General features: G+C 66.8%; 16 protein-coding genes and 1 pseudogene. 10 read left to right on the forward strand and 7 right to left on the reverse strand.

Annotation, left to right across the window (positions count from 1 at the left end):
* Window positions 1–4: 4 nt before the first annotated feature.
* Window positions 5–1,861 carry a dihydroxy-acid dehydratase gene (ilvD, locus tag ABRZ00_RS03220; RefSeq protein ID WP_368641148.1) on the reverse strand — a complete coding sequence of 619 codons (1,857 nt, stop codon included), beginning with the start codon at window positions 1,859–1,861 and terminating at the stop codon, window positions 5–7.
* Window positions 1,862–1,976: 115 nt separating this feature from the next.
* Here ilvD and ppc point away from each other — a divergent pair, with 115 nt between their 5' ends.
* Window positions 1,977–4,832 carry a phosphoenolpyruvate carboxylase gene (gene ppc, locus ABRZ00_RS03225; RefSeq protein WP_368641147.1) on the forward strand — a complete coding sequence of 952 codons (2,856 nt, stop codon included), beginning with the start codon at window positions 1,977–1,979 and terminating at the stop codon, window positions 4,830–4,832.
* Between the two features lie 3 nt (window positions 4,833–4,835).
* On the opposite strand, the gene ABRZ00_RS03230 is transcribed toward ppc, so the two are convergent.
* The 4 genes and pseudogenes from ABRZ00_RS03230 to ABRZ00_RS03245 all read right to left on the reverse strand — a co-directional run bounded on the left by ABRZ00_RS03230 (window position 4,836) and on the right by ABRZ00_RS03245 (window position 8,480).
* Complete coding sequence (locus tag ABRZ00_RS03230) at window positions 4,836–5,708, reverse strand: SMP-30/gluconolactonase/LRE family protein (protein ID WP_368642801.1); 873 nt, start codon at window positions 5,706–5,708, stop codon at window positions 4,836–4,838.
* A gap of 51 nt (window positions 5,709–5,759) precedes the next feature.
* A pseudogene (locus tag ABRZ00_RS03235) lies at window positions 5,760–6,575 on the reverse strand (NAD-dependent epimerase/dehydratase family protein); the annotation flags it as partial.
* A gap of 16 nt (window positions 6,576–6,591) precedes the next feature.
* Window positions 6,592–7,497, reverse strand: coding sequence for a 5-dehydro-4-deoxyglucarate dehydratase (kdgD, locus tag ABRZ00_RS03240; RefSeq protein ID WP_368641146.1), 906 nt, complete (start codon window positions 7,495–7,497; stop codon window positions 6,592–6,594).
* A 218-nt stretch (window positions 7,498–7,715) separates the two neighbouring features.
* Entirely contained in the window at window positions 7,716–8,480 is a 765-nt protein-coding gene (locus tag ABRZ00_RS03245; protein WP_368641145.1) for a FadR/GntR family transcriptional regulator, read from the reverse strand.
* A gap of 208 nt (window positions 8,481–8,688) precedes the next feature.
* On the opposite strand from ABRZ00_RS03245, the gene garD reads away from it, so the two are divergent.
* Window positions 8,689–10,209: a galactarate dehydratase gene (garD, locus tag ABRZ00_RS03250; RefSeq protein ID WP_368642800.1), complete on the forward strand. Its 1,521-nt coding sequence runs from the start codon at window positions 8,689–8,691 to the stop codon at window positions 10,207–10,209.
* Window positions 10,210–10,303: 94 nt separating this feature from the next.
* Here the strand turns inward: garD and ABRZ00_RS03255 are convergent, their stop codons facing one another.
* Window positions 10,304–11,578: a glucarate dehydratase family protein gene (locus ABRZ00_RS03255; protein WP_368641144.1), complete on the reverse strand. Its 1,275-nt coding sequence runs from the start codon at window positions 11,576–11,578 to the stop codon at window positions 10,304–10,306.
* Between the two features lie 331 nt (window positions 11,579–11,909).
* Here ABRZ00_RS03255 and ABRZ00_RS03260 point away from each other — a divergent pair, with 331 nt between their 5' ends.
* The 8 genes from ABRZ00_RS03260 to ABRZ00_RS03295 all read left to right on the forward strand — a co-directional run bounded on the left by ABRZ00_RS03260 (window position 11,910) and on the right by ABRZ00_RS03295 (window position 20,264).
* Window positions 11,910–13,082 (forward strand): extracellular solute-binding protein, encoded by a 1,173-nt coding sequence (locus ABRZ00_RS03260; protein WP_343838228.1) that lies wholly within the window; start codon window positions 11,910–11,912, stop codon window positions 13,080–13,082.
* 67 nt (window positions 13,083–13,149) lie between these two features.
* Window positions 13,150–14,229 (forward strand): ABC transporter ATP-binding protein, encoded by a 1,080-nt coding sequence (locus tag ABRZ00_RS03265; RefSeq protein ID WP_368641143.1) that lies wholly within the window; start codon window positions 13,150–13,152, stop codon window positions 14,227–14,229.
* Entirely contained in the window at window positions 14,226–15,101 is an 876-nt protein-coding gene (locus tag ABRZ00_RS03270; RefSeq protein WP_368641142.1) for an ABC transporter permease, read from the forward strand. Before ABRZ00_RS03265 ends, ABRZ00_RS03270 begins: the two co-directional genes overlap by 4 nt.
* 5 nt (window positions 15,102–15,106) lie before the next feature.
* On the forward strand, window positions 15,107–16,003 hold the full coding sequence (locus tag ABRZ00_RS03275; protein WP_343838220.1) for an ABC transporter permease: 897 nt from the start codon (window positions 15,107–15,109) through the stop codon (window positions 16,001–16,003).
* Complete coding sequence (locus ABRZ00_RS03280; RefSeq protein WP_368641141.1) at window positions 16,000–16,944, forward strand: aldose epimerase; 945 nt, start codon at window positions 16,000–16,002, stop codon at window positions 16,942–16,944. The genes ABRZ00_RS03275 and ABRZ00_RS03280 overlap by 4 nt, the downstream gene beginning before the upstream one ends.
* 19 nt (window positions 16,945–16,963) lie before the next feature.
* The gene (locus tag ABRZ00_RS03285) at window positions 16,964–18,532 is read left to right on the forward strand and encodes an aldehyde dehydrogenase (NADP(+)) (RefSeq protein ID WP_368641140.1); all 1,569 of its coding nucleotides are present in this window, start codon (window positions 16,964–16,966) and stop codon (window positions 18,530–18,532) included.
* Window positions 18,533–18,687: 155 nt separating this feature from the next.
* Window positions 18,688–19,644 (forward strand): LysR family transcriptional regulator, encoded by a 957-nt coding sequence (locus tag ABRZ00_RS03290; protein ID WP_368641139.1) that lies wholly within the window; start codon window positions 18,688–18,690, stop codon window positions 19,642–19,644.
* On the forward strand, window positions 19,626–20,264 hold the full coding sequence (locus ABRZ00_RS03295) for a carbonic anhydrase (RefSeq protein WP_368647826.1): 639 nt from the start codon (window positions 19,626–19,628) through the stop codon (window positions 20,262–20,264). The genes ABRZ00_RS03290 and ABRZ00_RS03295 overlap by 19 nt, the downstream gene beginning before the upstream one ends.
* Here ABRZ00_RS03295 and ABRZ00_RS03300 read toward each other — a convergent pair.
* A complete protein-coding gene (locus ABRZ00_RS03300) occupies window positions 20,249–20,848 on the reverse strand; it encodes an NUDIX domain-containing protein (protein ID WP_368641137.1) in 600 nt (199 codons plus the stop codon). The two genes, ABRZ00_RS03295 and ABRZ00_RS03300, sit on opposite strands and share 16 nt — an antisense overlap.
* Between the last annotated feature and the right edge of the window lie 2 nt (window positions 20,849–20,850).

The raw sequence follows: 20,850 nt of genomic DNA on the forward strand, positions 1-20,850 counted from the left end.
CGATTCATTTCAGTTGGCCGACGTCGCGCACCGCGCCCCGATCGGCCGAGGTCGCCAGGGCCGCGTAGGCGCGCAGCGCCTGCGAGACTTCGCGCTGGCGGTCGGCGGGCTTCCAGGCCTGCGCGCCGCGCGCCTCCATGGCGGCGCGCCGCGCCGCCAGGGTCTCGTCGTCGATCGCCAGATGAATGCGGCGGTTGGGGATGTCGATCTCGATGGTGTCGCCGTCCTCGACCAGGGCAATGTTGCCGCCCTCGGCGGCCTCGGGCGAGGCGTGGCCGATCACCAGGCCCGACGAACCGCCGGAAAACCGGCCGTCGGTCAACAGGGCCGCGCATTTGCCCAGGCCCATGGATTTCAGGTAGGACGTGGGATAGAGCATTTCCTGCATGCCGGGGCCGCCCTTGGGGCCTTCGTAGCGGATGATGACCACGTCGCCAGCCACGACCTCGCCGTCCAGGATGCCCTTGACCGAGGTTTCCTGGCTTTCGTAGACGCGGGCGCGGCCGGTGAAGGTGAGAATGCTGTCGTCCACCCCGGCCGTCTTGACGATGCAGCCGTTGGGCGCCAGGTTGCCATACAGCACGGCCAGCCCGCCGTCTTGCGAATAGGCGTGCGCGCGGTCGCGGATGCAGCCCGCCTCGCGGTCCAGGTCCAGGGTCTCGTAGTAGCGGTCCTGGCTGAAAGCGGTCTGGCTGGGCACGCCGCCGGGCGCCGCGCGGTAGAAATCCGCCACGCCTGCGCCGTGCTCGCCGCACACATCCCAGCGGCGGATGGCCTCGCCCAGCGTGCCGGCATGCACATTACCCACGGACAGGTCCAGCAGGCCCGCGCGGGCGAGCTCCGCCAGGATGCCCATGATGCCGCCGGCGCGGTGCACGTCTTCGATGTGGTAGTCGGGCGTGGCCGGCGCCACCTTGCACAGGCAGGGCACGCGGCGCGAGATCCGGTCGATGTCGGCCATGGTGAAGGGCACGCCGGCCTCCTGGGCGGCCGCCAGCAGGTGCAGCACCGTGTTGGTGGACCCGCCCATCGCCACGTCCAGCGTCATGGCGTTGCTGAAGGCCTCGAACGTGGCGATGCTGCGCGGCAGCACCGAGGCGTCGTCCTGCTCGTACCAGCGCTTGCACAACTGCACGATCAGGCTGCCGGCCAGTTCGAACAGCCCCTTGCGGCGGGCATGCGTGGCCACGACTGTGCCATTGCCCGGCAGCGACAGGCCCAGGGCCTCGGTCAGGCAGTTCATGGAATTCGCCGTGAACATGCCCGAACAGGATCCGCAGGTCGGGCAGGCGCTGCGTTCGACGGCTTCGGCCTGCTCATCGGTGATGTCCGGGTCGGCGGCCTCGATCATGGCGTCGACCAGGTCGAGCTTGCGCACCACGGTCTTGCCGTCCTTGGCGATGACCTTGCCGGCCTCCATCGGCCCGCCGGACACGAACACGACGGGGATGTTCAGCCGCATGGCGGCCATCAGCATGCCCGGAGTGATCTTGTCGCAGTTCGAGATGCAGACCATGGCGTCGGCGCAATGCGCGTTGACCATGTATTCCACCGAATCGGCGATCAATTCGCGCGAGGGCAGCGAATACAGCATCCCGCCGTGTCCCATGGCGATGCCGTCGTCCACCGCAATGGTGTTGAATTCCTTGGCCACGCCGCCGGCCGCCTCGATCTGGCGCGCCACCAGTTGGCCCATGTCCTTCAAGTGCACATGGCCCGGCACGAACTGGGTAAAGGAGTTCACCACGGCGATGATGGGCTTGCTGAAGTCCCCGTCCTTCATGCCGGTGGCGCGCCAGAGTGCGCGGGCGCCGGCCATGTTGCGGCCGTGGGTTGAAGTGCGGGAACGGTAATGCGGCATGGCGGCGGTCCTGGAAACGGAAGGAGCAAAAGCGCTTATGATAAACGGTTCCTCCCGCCCGGCAAGATGGGGCGGGCAGGATGCGCACGTTCCGATTCCCTACGCTGGAGACCCCGTGAAACCCGCAATCCCGAATGAAACCCTCTCCCCCCTGCGACAAGACATCCGGCTGCTGGGCCGTACATTGGGGGAAGTCATCCGGGATTGCGAAGGCCGCGCCGTCTACGACGTGATCGAAAAGCTGCGCCGCGCCGCCGTGAAATTCCGCCGCGAAGGCCTGGACCGCGACGGCCGCATGCTGGAGCGCCAGATCCGCCGCCTGGCCGACGGCGAGGCCAATTCCGTCGCCCGCGCCTTCAGCTACTTCCTGCACCTGTCCAATATCGCCGAAGACCGCGACCAGACCCGCCGCCAGCGCCTGCAATGGCAGACCGAGGGGGTCTCCGTCCCGGGCAGCCTGCGGCATGCCGTCGAGCTTTTGCAGGCCGCCGGCTTATCGGGCGCCCGCATTCGCCAGCACCTGGCTTCGGCCTGCATCGTGCCCGTGCTGACCGCGCACCCCACCGAAGTCCAGCGCAAGAGCACGCTGGATCTGCATCAGGCCATCGCCGGACACCTGCGCCAGCTCGACACCCCGCATGCGCCCCTGGAGGCCGCCCGGTTGCGGGAACGCCTGACCGGCTTGATCGCCGCCCTGTGGCAGACCCGCATGCTGCGCCAGAGCAAGCTCACCGTGCTCGACGAGATCGACAACGCGCTGTCCTACTACACCAGCACCTTTTTCAGCACCCTGCCCCAACTGCATCTGGACATGGGGGCGCTGTTGCGCAAGCCGGCGCGCACCGTATTCGACGTGGACAACACGCCGCTGCCGCCCTTCGTCCACATGGGCAGTTGGATCGGCGGCGACCGCGACGGCAACCCGAACGTCGACGCCGGCACGCTGGAACAAGCGCTGCTGCGCCAGTGCGCCCATGCGTTGCGCTACTACCTGACCGAGGTCCATGCTCTGGGATCGGAGCTGTCCGTCTCGCATTCCCTGATGCGCGTCACCCCCGCCCTGGCCGAGCTGGCCGGCGCCAGCCAGGATCCGTCCCCGCACCGCCAGGACGAGCCCTACCGGCGCGCCTGCATCCACATCTACGCCCGTCTGGCCGCCACCGCGCTGGCCCTGACCGGCCGCCGCCTGGCCCGCCGCAACATCTACGAAGCCCCGGCCTACGGCACGGCCGCCGAACTGGCGGCGGATCTGGACACCGTGGCCGAATCGCTGGATGCGCATCATGGCGCCCTGGTGGCGCGGCTGCGCCTGACGCACCTGTGCCAGGCGGTCAGAATCTTCGGCCTGCACCTGGCGACGGTCGACCTGCGGCAAAGCTCCGACGTCCACGAACGCGTGCTCGACGAACTGATGCGCCACGCCCGCGTGACACTCGACGGCAAGCCGGTGCGCTATGCGCGCCTGTCCGAGGCGGACCGCATCCGCGTGCTGCGCCAGGAACTGCGCGAACCGCGTCCCCTGGTGTCGCCCTGGATCGAATATTCGGCCGAAACGACCAAAGAGCTGGCCATCCTGCGCATGGCCGCGGATTGCCGACGCCGCTTCGGCGAAGCCGCCCTGCGCCAGGCCATCGTGTCCCACACCGAGACCCTCAGCGACCTGCTTGAAGTCCTGGTACTGCAGCAGGAGACCGGCCTGATCGCCCCCACGACGGCCAGCGATGCGGCGGCCGAGGGCGGGCTGATGGTCGTGCCGCTGTTCGAAACCATCCCCGACCTGGAGCGCGGCCCCGAGATCATGGACGCCTGGCTGTCGCTGCCCGAGGTCGCCGTGCGCGTGCGCCAGGCCCAGCACGGCATCCAGGAAGTCATGCTGGGCTATTCCGACAGCAACAAGGACGGCGGCTATCTGACCTCGAACTGGTCGCTCTACCAGGCCGAGCGGCGCCTGGTGGAGGTTTTCCGCAAGCACCGCACCCGCCTGCGCCTGTTTCACGGGCGCGGCGGCTCCGTGGGCCGGGGCGGCGGCCCCAGCTACGACTCCATCCTGTCGCAGCCGCCGGGCACCGTGAACAATCAGATCCGCCTGACCGAACAGGGCGAGATCATCCAGGGCCGCTACAAGGACGCCGAGGTCGGCCGTTCGCACCTGGAACTCTTCGTCGCCGCCACCCTGGAAGCCAGCCTGGCGTCGGGCTCGCCCGCCACCCAGGCGGAAGACGGCCACGCCGCCCGCTACGGCGAAGCCATGGCCTGGATGTCGGACACCGCCCGCCACGCCTACCGCGACCTGGTCTACGGCACTGAAGGCTTCACGGATTATTTCTTCGCCTCGACGCCGATCCGCGAGATCGCCGGCCTGAACATCGGCTCGCGCCCCTCTTCGCGCAAGGCGCTGCAGCGCATCGAGGATCTGCGCGCCATCCCCTGGTCGTTTTCCTGGGCCCAGTGCCGCCTGCCCTTGCCCGGCTGGTACGGGATGGGCACGGCGCTCGGACGCTATCTGTCGGAAGGCGGGCCCGACGGCGCCCTGTCGCGCGAAGCGCGTCTCGAACGGCTGCAGGCCATGGCCCGGGATTGGCCTTTCTTCCGCACCCTGCTGTCCAATATGGAACAGGTGCTGGCCAAGACCGACCTGGCCATCGGCCGCGCCTACGCCGAACTGGTTCCCGACAAACCCCTGCGCAAACGGATCTTCGAGCGCATCGCCGCCGAATACCAGGCAACGCGCGACGCGTTCTGCGCCATCACCGGGCACGATCTGCTGGCGCACGACGAACCCCTGCGCAACGCCCTGGCCGAGCGCTTCGCCTACATCGATCCGTTGAACCATCTGCAAGTCGAGCTGCTGCGCCGCGTGCGGGCGGGCCATTCGTCGACGCGTCGCGCCGACGAGCAGGAATCGCGCGATCAACGCGCCATTCACATGACCATCAACGGCATCGCCGCGGGCTTGCGGAACTCGGGGTGAGGCTCAGCCCGTAAACACCGGCTCCTCGATCCCGCCCACCCCCGGCCGCAAGGCGAACACCGCGCCGTCGAGCGCGTGCGGCGCCGCGTCGGGCAAGCGGATCGAGGTCACGAACAGCGTGTCCAGGTCCTTGCCGCCGAACGCGCACATGGCGGGCTTGGCCACCGGCACGCGCAAGCTGCGGTCCAGACGGCCGTCCGGCGTGTAGCGATGAACCATCCCGGCATCGTTGCCGCAGATCCAGTAGCACCCTTCGGCATCCACGGCCGCGCCGTCCGGGCGGCCCGCCACCAGCCTGTCGATGAACACGCGGCGCCGTCCCGGCTCCCCCGCATCGATGTCATAGTCGTACGCCCACACGCATTGCCGCTGCGGATGTGAATCCGACAGGTACATCGTGCGGCCGTCCGGGCTGAACGCCAGCCCGTTGGGCACGATCAGATCTCCGGCCATCCGCTCCAGACGCAGCGCGTCGCCGCGGCCCGTCAAACGGTACAGCGCGCCAACCGGCGCGGCTTGCGCCATGTCCGTCAGCATGGTGCCCGCCCAAAAACGGCCCTGGCGGTCGCATCGCCCGTCGTTGAAACGCATGCCGGACCGTGCATGATCGACCCGCGCCCAGGCCTGCGCCGACAGGATCTGGTCCGGGCCCGGCACCAGGCGATAAATGCCGTCCTCCATCGCGCCGATCCAGCCACCTTCGGACGCCCGGGCGATGCAGCCCAACGGCTGGTTCGCTCGCCAACTGGCATGCTGTTGATCGTGCACGCGCCAGCGATGCAATGCGCCTGCCGGGATATCCACCCAGTACAGCGCCTGCTCCTGCGCATGCCAGACCGGACTTTCACCCGTCTGGTTGCGCACGTGCAGCACCAGTTCGGCTTCGCCCGCCGAGCGGGTTGCCCGCCGCACGGGCGGCACACGCTCGAAAGGTCCGGCGGCGGTAAAGGCGCCTCCCTGATAGATTCCGTCGGGATCGTCGGCCGCCAGCGCCGGCAGGCGTTCGATCTCCTCGCGAAAGGCTTCGGAACTGTCCTGCGGCGCATAACCCAGGACGGCCGCGCCGCGATTGTCCCACCAGCCGCCGCGATTGGCCGATGCGCCGTAGGCCACGGTATGGCCGACGCCCGGCGCGTACAGGCCGCAGCGCACCAGCTCCGTCAGATCGCGGTAGCTGAGCCAGGTATGCATCATCCGGCGGTTGCGCGGCTTCGGATAGGACGAGCCGATGCGCAGGCTCACGGTCTCGATCCCGTAGCGGTCGTGATAGAAGGAGGCCAAATCCTCGCCGAAGGACTTGGACAAACCGTAATAGCCATCGGGCCGGCGCGGCGACTGGCTGTCCAAGCGCACGCCTTGCCGGTGAAAGCCGATCACGTGGTTGGAACTGGCGAACACCACGCGGCGCACGCCGTTGCGGCGCGCAGCCTCATACAGGTGGTACGTGCCCCGGATGTTCGCCTCGACGACTTCCTCGAAAGGCCGCTCGACCGAGATTCCGCCCAGGTGCACGACGGCGTCGACACCCTCCAGGAGGGCATCGACCGCATCCTTGTCCGTCAGGTCGCAGAGCACGATTTCCTCGTGCGGCCCCTGCGATGGCGCCAGGGCGGCGATGTCCGAAAGCCTCAGGATCCGCGCATCAGGCCGCAAGGTCTCGCGCAGCACCTTGCCCAGGCCGCCGGCGGCACCCGTCAGCAGAATGCGGTCGTAGCGCTGGATCGTGCCGGAGTCTTCAGTCATGTTCGCCTTCGTTCGTTCAGAGCGCCTCGATCAATTGACGCAGTTCGGCCTCTTCCTGGGGGTTCAGGTCGGTCAGCGGGGGGCGCACCGGGCCGGCCGGATGGCCGACGATCCGCGCGCCGGCCTTGACGATGCTGACCGCGTAGCCCTGCTTGCGGTTGCGGATTTCCAGCAGGGGCAGGAAGAAGGTATCCAGCAGATGGGCGGTGGTTTCGTGATCCCCGGCCCGGACCGCTTCATAGAACTTCATGGCCGTCGCCGGGATGAAGTTGAACACCGCGGACGAGTACACCGGCACGCCCAGGGCGCGGTAGGCTTCGGCAAAGACCTCGGCCGTGGGCAGCCCCCCCAGGTAGGAGAAGCGATCCCCCAGACGGCGACGCACCCGGACCATGTTCTCGATGTCGCCCACGCCGTCCTTGAACCCGATCAGGTTCGGACACTCGTCGGCCAGCCGCTCCAGCACCGACGCCGACAGCCGGCATTGGCCGCGATTGTAGATCACCACGCCGATCTCGACGGACTGGCAGACCTCCTTGACGTGTGCGGCGATGCCGTCTTCCGGGGCTTCGGTCAGGTAGTGCGGCATCAGCAACAGGCCGGCGGCGCCCTGGCGCTGGGCTTCCTGGGCGAAGGCGATGGCATTGCGCGTAGGGCCGCCCGCACCGGCCAGGATCGGCGTATGGCCGCGGCAGGTTTCGACGGCCGTGCGCACCACCTTGGAGAAGTCGTCCAGGGTGAGGGAAAAATATTCGCCCGTGCCGCCGGCGGCGAACAAGGCCCGGGCGCCGTAGGGCATCAGCCACTCCAGGCGGGCCCGATAGCCCTTGGGATCGAAATTCCCCTGGGCATCGAAATCCGTGACGGGAAACGACAAGAGCCCGTCCTTCAGGATGTCTTTCAATTCCTGGCAAGTCGTCATGTGCGTGGTGTCCTCTGATCTGGAAAAACGTGCATTACGCTTTTCTGTTGTTCAAGTCGTACGTTATCATATGACATCAGACGACAAGCAACAAGCGGAATTGATCCTAGCTAGCGTATACCCTTATGTAAGGTTGTATTGCTTTCCCGTCTCGCCCAGAACGAAAAGAGCGCTTGGCAACGGCGCTCTTATACGATGACATACCTATGAAGGGATCGTCAGGTTCCCTGCTCGGCGGCTTCCTGCGCACGGCGCAGGCGCTCCCGGCTGTTGGTGAGATGCGTGCGCATCGCCGCCCGGGCCGCATCCGGATCTTTGCGCACGATGGCGTTGTAGATGTCCTCGTGCTCGACATGGACCCGGCCAAGGTAGCCGACGCGATCGTCTTCCGCCAGGGCCGCCGAATCGACGCGCGTCCGGGGAATGATGGCCTTGCCGAGCTGTTTGAGGATATCGTGGAAATAGCGGTTGCCCGTGGCAGTGGCCACCGCCAGATGGAAAGCCACGTCCGAAACCACCGCATTGCCGGTCTTCTTGCGTATGTGCTCGGAGAACTCATCCAAGATGCCGCGCAACTGCTGGACCTGGGCATCCGTACGCCGCAGCGCGGCCAGTCCCGCCGCCTCGGTTTCCAGGCTGATCCGCAACTCCAGGATCGCCAGGACATCCAGCATGGTCAGGATGCTTTCCGTGCGGATGCGCAATTGCTGCTCGTTGCGCGGCTCGAGAAGGAAGGTCCCGATGCCGTGCCGGGTCTCGACCAGGCCGGCGGCCTGCAGACGCGAAATCGCCTCGCGAATCACCGTGCGGCTGACGCCGAAGGACTCCATCAGCGCCGACTCGGTCGGCAGTTTTTCACCGACGTGGAACTCGCCGTGGCGGATGCGCTCGGACAATGCGGCCACGACATTCTGGGTGAGATTGCGCGAACGGCGGGCGGGAACGGAGGCCATGGATGAAGTCTGTGGATTCGAACGATTCATGATACTGCATTCCTGAAGTGATAACTCATATGACGACAGATTATTGAATCTTCACAAGACTGCCAGGAAGATCAAAACCCTCAATAATCAATAGTTATCACGCATGATTCCCAGGAATATTGTCAGTATAAATCTCTAGTTGTATGATGAGATCATCACAAGGAGACACCCCGTGCATTCCCCAAAACCGACCGTCCAGGTCCCCCGCATGATCCGCATGCGCGCGGGCGACAATGTCGCCATCATCGCCAACGACCGGGGACTGCCCGCCGGCGCCCGCATCGCCGACGGCCCGACGCTGCTCGAATCCATCCCGCAGGGCCACAAGGTCGCCCTCCTCGACATCCCCGAGGGGGGAGCCATCATCCGCTACGGCGTCGTCATCGGCCACGCGACCAGGCCGCTGCCGGCCGGAAGCTGGATCTACGAGGCCGTCATGCGCATGCCCCCGGCGCCGTCCTTGGACGACCTGCCGATCTGCACCGCCCCCGCGCCCGATCTGGAGCCGCTGGCCGGCCATACGTTCCAAGGCTATCGCAATGCCGACGGCTCCGTGGGCACCCGCAACGTTCTGGCCATCGCCATGACGGTGCAGTGCGTGGCCGGCGTGGCGGACATCGCCCTGCACCGCATCCGCCGCGAACTGCTGCCCCGCTACCCGAACGTGGACGGCGTCGTGGCGCTGCGCCACGGCTACGGCTGCGGCGTAGCCATCGATGCCCCCGGCGCCTCGATTCCCGTCAAGACCCTGCGCCACATCGCCCAGAATCCGAATTTCGGCGGCGAAGTCATGCTGGTCAGCCTGGGTTGCGAGAAGCTGCAGCCCGAACGCCTGCTGCCCGAGCGCTTCAAGGATCGCGGCGCCACGCATCCGGATCTGGTGCGCCTGCAAGACGAACGGCACGTCGGCTTCGGCAGCATGATCGACGACATCCTGGCGATGGCCGAGATCCACCTGGAGCGCCTGAACCAACGACGCCGGGAGACCTGCCCGGCCTCGGATCTGGTGGTAGGCGTGCAATGCGGAGGCAGCGACGCTTTTTCCGGCGCCACCGCGAATCCGGCGGTAGGCCATGCCGCCGACCTGCTGGTGCGCGCGGGCGCAACCGTGATGTTCTCCGAGGTGACCGAGGTGCGCGACGGCATCGATCAATTGACGGCGCGGGCGGCCACCCCCGAGGTCGCCCGCGACCTCATCCGGGAAATGGCCTGGTACGACGATTACCTGCAGCGCGGCCAGGCGGACCGCAGCGCCAACACCACGCCGGGCAACAAGCGCGGCGGCCTGTCGAACATTGTCGAGAAGGCCATGGGGTCCATCGTGAAATCCGGCAGCACGCCGATCCGCGGCGTCGTCCCCCCAGGAGAACGCGCGAAAGACAAGGGCCTGCTGTACGCCGCCACGCCGGCCGGCGACTTCGTGTGCGGCACGCTGCAACTGGCGGCGGGCATGAATGTCCACATTTTCACCACCGGCCGGGGCACACCCTACGGCCTGGCCGAGGTGCCGGTGATCAAAGTCGCGACGCGCTCGGATCTGGCGCGCCGCTGGCACGACCTGATGGACATCGACGCCGGCAGGATCGCCGCTGGCGAGGCCAGCATCGAGGAACTAGGCCAGGAGCTGTTCGAACACATTCTGGAAGTCGCCAGCGGCCGCAAGACCTGGGCCGAGCACTGGGGCATCACCAATGATCTGGTGCTGTTCAACCCCGGCCCCGTCACCTGAGCTGACCGGGCAGATCAGGGGCGGATCACGTCGTTGGTCCGCCTCATGCGCCCCTCCTGATCCGCCCCGGTTCCGGATGCGGGCCAGTAAGGGCTCAGAAACGCGGCGCCTTGCCGCTCCAGCCGGGCTGGTACTTGCGCATCTGCGCAGCATCGTCGCGCGAGCGGATACCGCAGGCCAGATATTGCTCGTGCAGCCGCGCCAGGGCGTCCGGGTCGATTTCGAGCCCCAGCCCGGGGGCATCGCTCAGCACGAGCGCCCCGTCCCGGAAGCCCAGTTGCCCCCCGGCCACGACTTCCTCATCGGGATCCAGCCAGGGATAGTGCGTATCGCAGGCATAGCTCAAGGTCGGCACGCTGGCCGCCACATGCGCCATGGCCGTCAGGCTGATGCCCAGGTGCGAGTTGGAGTGCATGGAAAGCCCCATGCCGAATACCTCGCACATGCGCGCCAGCAACTGCGTATCCCGCAGTCCGCCCCAGTAGTGATGGTCCGACAGGATGATCTGGCAACCGTTGGCGGACACGTTGTCGCGGAACTGGGCCATGTCCGTGACGACCATGTTCGTGGCCAGGGGCAGGCCGGTCGCCTTGTGCAGGGCGGCCATGTCGGCGAGCGTCGGGCAGGGATCCTCGTAGTATTCCAGCAAGCCGTCGAGCCGCTTGCCCATCTCGATCGCCGTCGCCAACGACCAGTTGCCGTTGGGATCGATGCGCAGCGGCATGCCCGGAAAGCGGGCCGCCAGCGCCCGGACGCATTCGACTTCCTGTTCGGGTTCCAGCACCCCGCCCTTGAGCTTGATGCTCTGGAAGCCATGACGGCCGATCATGGTCTCGGCCTGGGCCACCAGTTGCGCGGGCGTCAGCGTCTCGCCCCAGGCATCGTCGGGATAGGCGGCATCGACATGTCGGGCATACTTGAAGAACAGATAGGCGCTGAAAGGCACGGCATCACGCGCGCGCCCGCCCAGCAGATCCACCAGCGGCGCGCCGAGGTGGCGGGCCTGCATGTCCAGCAAAGCCACCTCCAGCGCGGAATACAGTTTTTGCACGTTCTTGGCCGGATCGGTTCCCGGCGCAAGCTTGTAGGCCGTGTTGGCGCTGACCTGCGTGCGGTTGACGGTATCCTGGACGCGCCGGCGCAGGCCGTTCAGATCGAACGGGTCCAGGCCGATCAGGCTGGGCTGCAAGGCCTGCAGCAATTCGATGATGGGCGCATCCCCATAGGTTTCTCCCAGACCGATCTGGCCGGTGTCGCTTTCCAGCTCGATGATGGTGCGCAACGCATAAGGTTCGTGGATGCCAGCGGCGTTCAGCAACGGAGGGTCCTTGAATGCGATGGGAGTGATCTTGATGGTCTTGAGTTTCATGAGGCGGCCTTGCGTGGACGGAAAAAAATCATGTTGTCATATGACATGCAGACTGTAGATTCACAGAGAAACACCGGACTACTAGGGAATATACTGATACGCAGGGTAAAAATCGATTTTTATTATTTAAAACAATTATTTATTCAATGAGTAGAATTTAAGAAAGACCCCTCCCCCGGTGATTTGATGCAAAAAAATGTTGTCCTCGAAGACCATCAACTTATATGATGACTTACGAGAAGAACGACTCGGATATCCCGGGTTGCGGTCGGACAGGACCTTCCAGCCCCGGCTTCTTCCACCCATAGGCGAACACCCTAGGAGACAATTCATGAAAGGCATCAAGCAGTCCCCGCGACGGGGACGATTCCACACGCTGGCGGCCGCCCTGGCCCTGGCCGGCTCCGCCCTGACGGCCCAGGCCGAACCGGTCACGCTGAACGTCGTCGACGTCGCCGGCAACCTGGCGCTGACGCAAAAGGCCCTTGAAGCCTTCCGCGATCAGAACCCCGATCTGGTCTCGAGGATCACCTTCACCAATGCCCCCTCGCCTCAGTTGCCCGGCAAGATCAAGGCCATGCAAAACGCCGGCCGCTCGGATATCGATCTGGTCCTGACCGGCACGGACGCCCTGGCCGCCGGCATCGAGCAGGGTCTCTGGCTGAAACTGCTGCCCGACCATGAGGCCGAATTCAAGGACATCCTCAACAAGTATGCCCGCGGCCCTGCACGCATGCAGGAACTGGCGCAAGGCTACGGCCTGGAAGTCACTTTCATGCCGGCCGGCCCGCTGCTGGAATACAACCCCGACAAGGTCAAGAACCCGCCCAAGACCCCCGCCGAGCTGCTGGCCTGGTGCAAGGCCAATCCCAACAAGCTGATCTACGCGCGTCCGGCCAACTCGGGGCCGGGCCGCACCTTCCTGATGGGCCTGCCCTATCTGCTGGGCGACAAGGATCCCTACGATCCGATCAACGGCTGGGACAAGACCTGGAAATTCCTGAAGGAACTGAACGACTGCGTGCCCTACTACCCGGGCGGCACCTCGGCGGTGATGAAGGAACTGGGCGAAGGCAGCCGCGACATGACGGTGACCGTCACCGGCTGGGACATCAACCCGCGCGCGCTGGGCGTGGTGCCCGCCCACTTCAAGATCCAGGCCTTCGACAATTTCACCTGGGTCAACGACGCGCACTACATGGTGATCCCCAAGGGGGTGTCCGAGGAAAAGCAGAAGGTTCTGTTCAAGCTGCTGAAGTTCATGCTCGAGCCCAAGCAGCAGGCCATGACCTACGACTCGGGCTACTTCTACCCGGGCCCCGCCATCCGCGACGTGCCGCTGTCCGCCGCGCCGGCCGAAAGCCAGGAAATCATCAAGAAGTTCGGCCGCCCGGAATATGACGAACTGATCGCCCGCCGCCCGAACGCCGTGCCCCTGGATGCCAAAGCCATGGTCGAGGCTTTCCACAAGTGGGATGCCGAAGTCGGCGCCCTGAAGAAATAAGCAGTCGCTTTCCCGTGAACGGCCGTCCGCCTCCGGCGGGCGGCCCGACCTCCCTGGATCAAGAATCATGAATCACTCTTTCCAACAGCTGCGCCTGGATGCCGTGGGCCGGAAATTCGACACCGCCTCGGGCTCGGCGGTCGCCGCCCTGAGCGATCTCAGCCTCGATATCCGGCGCGGCGAATTCATTGCCTTGCTGGGGCCTTCCGGCTGCGGCAAATCGACCGCCCTGAACTGCCTGGCCGGCCTGACCTCGCTCAGCGAGGGCAGCATCTGGCTCGACGACACGCGCATCGATGTGCTGCCTCCGGAACAACGCGGCTTCGGCATGGTGTTCCAGAACTACGCGCTGTTCCCCCATATGTCGGTGCGCGACAACGTGGGTTTCGGACTGCGGATGCGCGGCGTGCGCAAGGACGAGATCGCCCGCCGCGTCCAGTCGGCTCTGGCCCTGGTCCAGTTGGAAGGCCACGAACACAAACTGCCGGGTCAGTTGTCCGGCGGACAGCAGCAGCGCGTCGCCATCGCCCGGGCCATCGTCATCGAACCGCCCGTGATCCTGATGGATGAGCCGCTGTCGAACCTGGACGCCAAGCTGCGCATTGAAATGCGCGCGGAAATCCGCCGCATCCATCGCCAGCTCGAACGCGCCACCATCTACGTGACGCACGATCAGGACGAGGCCCTATCCATGGCCGACCGCATCGTGGTCATGCGCGCCGGCTCGGTGCAGCAGATCGGCGCGCCCCGCGAAGTCTACGGCCGGCCGCGCAATTTGCACGTGGCCCGCTTCATGGGCTATCGCAATGTGCTCGCCTTTCGCGTCATCCGGCTGGCCGGCGAGGCCTTGTCGCTCGAACGCGACCAGGTCCAGCTCAACGGCACGGCGATCGGCGACCTGGGCGATCGCCGGGAAGTGGCCGTCGCCATGCGGCCCGACGATTTCCAGATCGCCGCGGCAGGCCAGGCAAACGGCATCGACGCCACCGTCAAGACCCTGGAGTTCGGCGGGCGGGATTCGCTCCTGTTCGTGGCCTCCGACCTGGGCGACCTGTACGTGCGCCTGCCGGGCGCCTTCGCGCCGGGCGACCGCATCCGGCTACACATCCCGGCCGACCGCGTCCTTGCCTATGCGGAGGCGGCATGAGCGCGCCGGCATTGACGGTTGCGCCGACCGGGGATCGGCGCGGCTGGCTGGTGGCGCCCGCCGTCCTGGTGCTGCTTGCCCTGTTCATCTACCCCTTCTTCTACGGCGTCGTCATTTCGACGCAGCCCCTGGAAGGCGGCGGCTTCTGGGCCAACTACGAACACTTCTTCACCACGCCGTCTCAATGGAACACGCTCTGGGTGACGCTGAAGCTGGCCGTGCCCGCCACGCTGATCAACGTCGGCCTGTCCATTCCGGTCGCCTTCGCCCTGCGCCGCAACAGCCGCGCGCAGCGCATCGTCACGACCCTACTGGTGATCCCGATCACCCTGGGCACCGTGCTGGTCGCCGACGGCATGCTGACCTTCTACGGGCCGGCGGGCTGGTTCCCGCAATTCCTGCAAGGCCTGCACCTGTACATGGACGAAGTCCGGCTGACCCACAATTTCTGGGGCGTGCTGATTTCCCTGGTGATCTCCGGCTTTCCCTTCGCCTTCCTGCTGACGCTCTCTTATATCTCGGGCATCGACCCGACGCTGGCGCGGGCGGCAGGCACGCTGGGCGCCGGCCCCTGGAGCCAGTTCCGGCTGATCTACCTGCCCTTGCTGGTGCCGGGGCTGTCGATGGCGGCCGCGCTGTCTTTCGTCCAGGCCTTCGCCGTGTTCCCGTCGGCCATCCTGCTGGGCGCTCCGGCAGGCCCGACGCGGGTGATTTCCATCGCCGCCTATGAAGCGGCCTTCGAGCAATACGACTACGGCATGGCGTCGGCCATCGCCATCGTCATGGGATTCGTGCAGTTGCTCATTGTCTGCGCGATCTTCGCGTTCCGGCGCGCTTTCTACAGCGGGCCGGCCACCAGCGGCAAAGGTTGACGATCATGAACGCTAATACACTTTCGACCCCCCGGCCCGGCGCATCCGCCGCCGCCCCCGCCTCGTCCTCGCGCCGCTGGGGCTGGCTGTGGCGCGCCTCGATCTGGACGATCATGGGCTTTTTCCTGCTGAACGTCGTCTTCATGATCGCCACGGTGGTGGTCAACTCGGTCGCGACGCGCTGGTTCGGCACGCCGCTGCCCGAGGGCTTTACGCTGCAATGGTATGGCCGTGCCTGGGATGATTTCCAGTTGGCGCACGTCCTGGTGGTGACGCTCGAAGTCGTCGGCGCCACGGTCCTGCTGTCCATCCTGCTGGGCGTACCCGCCGCCTATGCGCTGGCGCGCGCCCGGTTCCCCGGCAAGCGCCTGGCGATGCTGCTGATCCTGCTGCCCATGATGGTGCCGCCGGTCACCTACGGCATCCCCATGGCCACGGCGATGTACCAGATCGGCGTCGGCGGCACGCTGACGGGCGTCATCCTGTCCAACCTGGTGCCCGCCCTGCCCTTCGTGATCCTGGTGATGACCCCCTTCATCGAGCAGATCGACCCGGGGCTGGAATCCGCCGCACGTATCTTCGGCGCCAACACGTTCCAGTATTTCCGCCATGTGCTGCTGCCGCTGCTGGTGCCGGGCATGCTGGCGGCGGGCCTGCTCGTGCTGGTGCGTACCATCGGCATGTTCGAGCTGACTTTCTTCACGGCGGGGCCGGATTCCCAGACCCTGGTGGTGGCCCTGTATTACGCCGTGTTCTCCACCGGCGTGCGCGCGCCGCAGGCCATCGACGCCATGGCGATGATCTACATGGCCATCACCCTGCTGTGGGTTCTGATCGCCCTGCGCTTCGTCAGCCCGACGCAGTTGGTGAGCCGCGTCAAGGAGGCGCCTCGCGAGGCATGAGCCAGCCCCCTCTGTACGCCGCATGGATGGACGCGGCAGCGCCTGGCCGCCTGGTGCTGCGCCACGGCCCTCACCGGGTCGTGGTCGCACCGACGGCCGGCGGCCGTATTCTGCGCTGGACCACGGCCCTGCCCGAGGGGGCGCGCGATTGGCTGGCGCCGATCGACGACGCCGACGGCTGGCCCGCCCCGGCCTGGCCCAAGGGCGGCCTGTTTCCGCTGGCGCCCTTTTCCAACCGCGTGCGCAACGCCCGGATGCGCTGGGGATCCGGCACGCTGGCGCTGGAGACCCTGCCCGGCCACCCGCACGCCTTGCACGGCCAAGCCCAGGCCATGGCCTGGACGGTCCGGGAGCAAGGCGCCGATCACGCGGAACTGGCGCTGGACCACCCGGCCGGCGTGGGCGGTTGGCCTTGGGCATGGCGATTGCGGCAGACGATCCGGCTGCGGACCGGCGGTCTGCACATCCGCCTGTCGCTGCGCAACGTGTCGGACACGCCCATGCCCGCAGGACTGGGGCTGCACCCCTATTTCACCGCGACCGGCGTCCGGCTGAATGCTTCGGCCGAATGGCGCCATGAGGCGGAGCTGGCGCGTGCTTCCCAACCCAACCGCCGAACGGACTGGCCGCGGGGCGAGCGGACATGGACCGCGTTCCTGGGCGGATGGGAGGGCCGGGCTCAGGTAGACTGGAGACGCGGCCCGGGCCTGGTCCTGTCCGCCGAAGGCCCTCTGGAGCATCTGGTCTTGCACGCCAATGCCGGGCGCTACCTGTGCGTCGAGCCTGCCACCCATGTGTGCGATGCCGCCAACCTGGCCGCCGCCGGAGTTTCCGGCACCGGGTGGCGCATTCTGGCCCCCGATGAATCTCTGGACATCGGCCTCAGGCTCGATGTCCGACCGTCCCCCGCCCGCGCGGATGCTGCGGGCGCGGCCCTCTGACATGAAAAAGGATCGCATCATGCAAGTCACCGGCACCCAACTCCTCGGCCGCCAGGACGTCTCCGGCACCGGCGCCGAATTCCACGCGCTCGACCCGGCCACGGGCGAAACACTCGCGCCTGCCTGGCGCAGCGCGGATCCGCGCCAGGTGGATCAGGCGGCGCGGCTGGCCGAGGCCGCATTCGCGTCCTACCGCGAAACCAGCCTGGAGGCGCGTGCCGCATTCCTGGAAACCATTGCCCAATCCATCCTGGACCTGGGCGATGCGCTGATCGAGCGCGCGATGCGCGAAACCGGCCTGCCCCGCCCGCGCCTGGAAGGCGAACGCGGCCGCACCGTGAACCAGTTGCGCCTGTTCGCCCGCGTGGTGCGCGACGGCGACTGGCTCGGCGTCCGAATCGATCGCGCCCTGCCCGGGCGCACGCCGATGCCGCGAAGCGACATCCGGCTGCGCCACATCCCCGTGGGGCCGGTAGCCGTCTTCGGCGCCAGCAATTTTCCCCTGGCCTTTTCGGTCGCGGGCGGAGACACGGCTTCGGCCCTGGCGGCCGGGGCGCCGGTCGTCGTCAAGGCGCACCCCGCGCATCCCGGCACCTCGGAACTGGTGGGCCGCGCGATCCGCCGGGCCGTCCAGCAATGCGACCTGCACGAAGGCGTCTTTTCCCTGCTGGCCGGCGCGGGCCACGACCTGAGCCTGGCGCTGGTCGGGCACCCCGCCATCCAGGCGGTGGGCTTCACCGGCTCCCGCCAGGGCGGGCTGGCCTTGATGCGCGCCGCCGCCGCGCGCCCCGTTCCGATCCCCGTCTATGCGGAAATGAGCAGCACCAATCCGGTGTTCCTGCTGCCCGGCGCGCTCGCCGCGCGCGCCGAGGACATCGCCCGGGGCTTCGTCGCCTCGCTGACGGGCAGCGCAGGCCAGCTCTGCACCAATCCGGGCCTGATCGTCGGCCTGGACGGCCCGGACCTGGACCGCTTCGTGCGCCTGGCCGCGGAGGGCGTGGGCGCCGCACCGGCCGCGACCATGCTGACAACGGGCATCGCCCGCTCCTACCAGGAAGGCGTCGAACGCCTGCACAGCCACGCGGAGGTCAAGCCTTTGGCGCGCGGCGCGGCGGGCACAGGCCCCGCCCCCTGCCAGGCCGGCCTGGCAGAGACGACGGCCCAGGCATTCCTCGCGGCGCCGGCCGAACTGGGCGCCGAGGTGTTCGGCGCCAGCGCCCTGATCGTGCGCTGCGCGGGACCGGGAGATCTGGCGGCCGTGGCGCACGCGCTGGAGGGCCAGTTGACGGCGACCCTGCATCTCCAGGCCGGCGACGACGACGTTCTGGCGTCCGGGCTGATTCCGGTCCTGGAGCTGAAGGCGGGCCGCATCCTGATCAATGGCTTTCCGACCGGCGTCGAAGTCTGCGACGCCATGGTCCATGGCGGCCCGTTCCCGGCCACGTCCGATCCTCGCACCACCTCGGTGGGCACGCTGGCGATCACCCGTTTTTTGCGACCTGTGTGCTACCAAGACATGCCCGACACGCTGCTGCCTCCGGCGCTGCGCGCGGACAATCCGTGGGGTATCGTGCGCGCCGAACGGTAAACGGCACGACGGCGACGGCGCGCATGCGCCCCGCCGCCCCCGGGCGGCCCCGATACGCCCTCCTTCATCAGGAGGGCGTATTTTTTTGCGGCCATGCCGCTCATACGTTCTTTAAATCAGATATATAATTGAATGAAGTTCTATAAAACAGAACAATGGATCTCAACCAGCTCAACTTCAAGCATCTGTTCTACTTTTGGCGCGTGGCCAAGCAAGGCTCGCTCACGCACGCAGCCGAACAGATCCAGACTTCGCAATCCGCCCTGTCCACCCAGATCCGGCAGCTCGAAACCCGCCTGGGCACCTCTTTGTTCGACCGGCAGGGCCGCCAATTGACGCTCACCGCGACGGGCCGCCAGGTCTTCGCCTATGCCGAAAGCATCTTCGAGCTGGGCGAAGAGATGCTCGTGCGACTCGAAGGCCGCGACACCGGCACGGCCCACGTCCGTGTCGGCAGCGTCTCGACCATGTCGCGCAATTTCCAGGTCAACTGGCTGCGCCCCCTGCTGCAGGATCCAACCGTCGTGCTGTCCGTCGAGTCCGGGCCGCTGCAGACACTGGTGGAGCGCCTGCTGCGCCACCAGTTGGATGTGGTGCTCGCCAACCAGCCCGTTCCCTCCGACCCGGCCCGCCCGGTGTCTTCACGCTTCCTGGGCAGCCAGGACATCTCGCTGGTCGGCCGTGCCGATCACTGGGCCGGCATCGCCTTGCGCGTTCCGGAGGACCTGGACGCGGTCGACACCGCCTTGCCCAGCGCGCGCCACGGCGTGCGCCTGCAGTTCGACGCCTTGTGCTTCGCGGCCGGGGTACAACCCCGGCTGCGCGCGGAGATCGACGACATGACGATGCTGCGGCTGATCGCCCGCGACAGCGGCTGGATCACGGTCTTGCCGGAAGTCGTTGTGCAGGACGAACTGCTCTCGGGTGAACTGGTGCACGTAGGCCAGTCCTCGCAATTGACCGAGCATTTCTATGCCATCACGGCGCAGCACAGCCACCTGACGGGCCCGCTCGACCAACTGCTGACGCGCACGGCGGCCAGCGGCGTGTTTGCCGACTCAACCGATTTTTCATCACCGACAAGGACTTCATCGTGCTCCCGAAAAGACTGACCGACGGTTACCGTTCTTTCCTGCACGGCCGCCTAGCCGCAGAACGCGCGCGCTATCTCGACCTGGCCGAACACGGGCAGCATCCGGACATCATGCTGATCAGTTGCGGGGATTCCCGCGTGGCGCCCGAAACCATCTTCGATGCGGGCCCCGGAGAAATGTTCGTGGTGCGCAATATCGCCGGCATCGTGCCCCCATGCGACGAAGATCCGGAATCCGCCTTCCACGGCACCAGCGCCTGCGTGGAGTTCGGCGTCAACGCGCTCGAAGTCGGCCACATCGTCATCATGGGACACGCCAGTTGCGGCGGCGTGTCGGCCTACGCCAACCAGGCCGCCCCGCTGTCCAAGCGCGACTTCATCGGCAAGTGGATGTCCCAGATCAAACCCGTGGCCGAGCTGGTCGGCCCCTGCACCGGCGATCGCGCGGACTGGATCCGCAGGATGGAATGGGGCGTGGTGGAATACAGCATGCGCAACCTGATGACCTTCCCCGCCGTGCGCGAACGCGTCGAGGCCGGCAAGCTCACCATCCACGGCGCCTATTTCGGCGTCGCCACCGGCGTCTTGTTCACACGCAACCCGGAGACCGGGCGCTTCGAGCCCTACGCGGAATCCTGATCCGGGCTCCGGCGCCAGTCCAGGGCCCAGCGGCCGGCGCGCGCATTCTGCAGCCATAACAGGCAGGTCTGAGTCTTGGCGTCGGTGACCGCGCCGTCGCGGCAGGCTTCGAACAAGGCGTCATCAGACAAAGCGCGGACATCCAGGAACTCGTCCGCATCCAGATGCCGTTCGCCGGCTTCCAGGCCCCGGGCAAAGAAAACGTGGATGATTTCGGTGGAATAGGCAATGGCCAGGTGCATGCGCGCGGCATGGGCCCATTCCGTCGCCGTATAGCCGGTTTCCTCCCGCAATTCGCGCCGCGCGCATGCCCAGGGGTCTTCGCCCGGCTCGAGCTTGCCGGCCGGAAACTCCGTCATGACGCGGCCCACGGGATAACGGAATTGGCGCTCGACCAGGACGCGATGATCGTCCAGCAAAGGGATCACCACCACCGCTCCGGGATGCACGATGTACTCGCGCGTCGAGACGCCCCCGTCGGGCGTGCGCACCGTGTCGCGGCGCGCCTTCAGGAAGCCGCCCTCGCACAGGGTTTCGCTGCGGATCAGCGTCTCGATCAGATGCGCGTCGGAAGAATGAGTCATGA

Origin of the sequence: Castellaniella ginsengisoli, assembly GCF_040955415.1 — a bacterium.
Lineage (GTDB): Bacteria > Pseudomonadota > Gammaproteobacteria > Burkholderiales > Burkholderiaceae_B > Castellaniella > Castellaniella ginsengisoli.

Coding starts and splice junctions, on each gene's coding strand:
- ilvD (WP_368641148.1), bottom strand. CDS start 1,861: ATGCCGCATTACCGTTCCCGCACTTCAACCCACGGCCGCAACATGGCC.
- kdgD (WP_368641146.1), bottom strand. CDS start 7,497: ATGACGACTTGCCAGGAATTGAAAGACATCCTGAAGGACGGGCTCTTG.
- ABRZ00_RS03245 (WP_368641145.1), bottom strand. CDS start 8,480: ATGAATCGTTCGAATCCACAGACTTCATCCATGGCCTCCGTTCCCGCC.
- garD (WP_368642800.1), top strand. CDS start 8,689: ATGATCCGCATGCGCGCGGGCGACAATGTCGCCATCATCGCCAACGAC.
- ABRZ00_RS03255 (WP_368641144.1), bottom strand. CDS start 11,578: ATGAAACTCAAGACCATCAAGATCACTCCCATCGCATTCAAGGACCCT.
- ABRZ00_RS03260 (WP_343838228.1), top strand. CDS start 11,910: ATGAAAGGCATCAAGCAGTCCCCGCGACGGGGACGATTCCACACGCTG.
- ABRZ00_RS03265 (WP_368641143.1), top strand. CDS start 13,150: ATGAATCACTCTTTCCAACAGCTGCGCCTGGATGCCGTGGGCCGGAAA.
- ABRZ00_RS03270 (WP_368641142.1), top strand. CDS start 14,226: ATGAGCGCGCCGGCATTGACGGTTGCGCCGACCGGGGATCGGCGCGGC.
- ABRZ00_RS03275 (WP_343838220.1), top strand. CDS start 15,107: ATGAACGCTAATACACTTTCGACCCCCCGGCCCGGCGCATCCGCCGCC.
- ABRZ00_RS03280 (WP_368641141.1), top strand. CDS start 16,000: ATGAGCCAGCCCCCTCTGTACGCCGCATGGATGGACGCGGCAGCGCCT.
- ABRZ00_RS03285 (WP_368641140.1), top strand. CDS start 16,964: ATGCAAGTCACCGGCACCCAACTCCTCGGCCGCCAGGACGTCTCCGGC.
- ABRZ00_RS03290 (WP_368641139.1), top strand. CDS start 18,688: ATGGATCTCAACCAGCTCAACTTCAAGCATCTGTTCTACTTTTGGCGC.
- ABRZ00_RS03300 (WP_368641137.1), bottom strand. CDS start 20,848: ATGACTCATTCTTCCGACGCGCATCTGATCGAGACGCTGATCCGCAGC.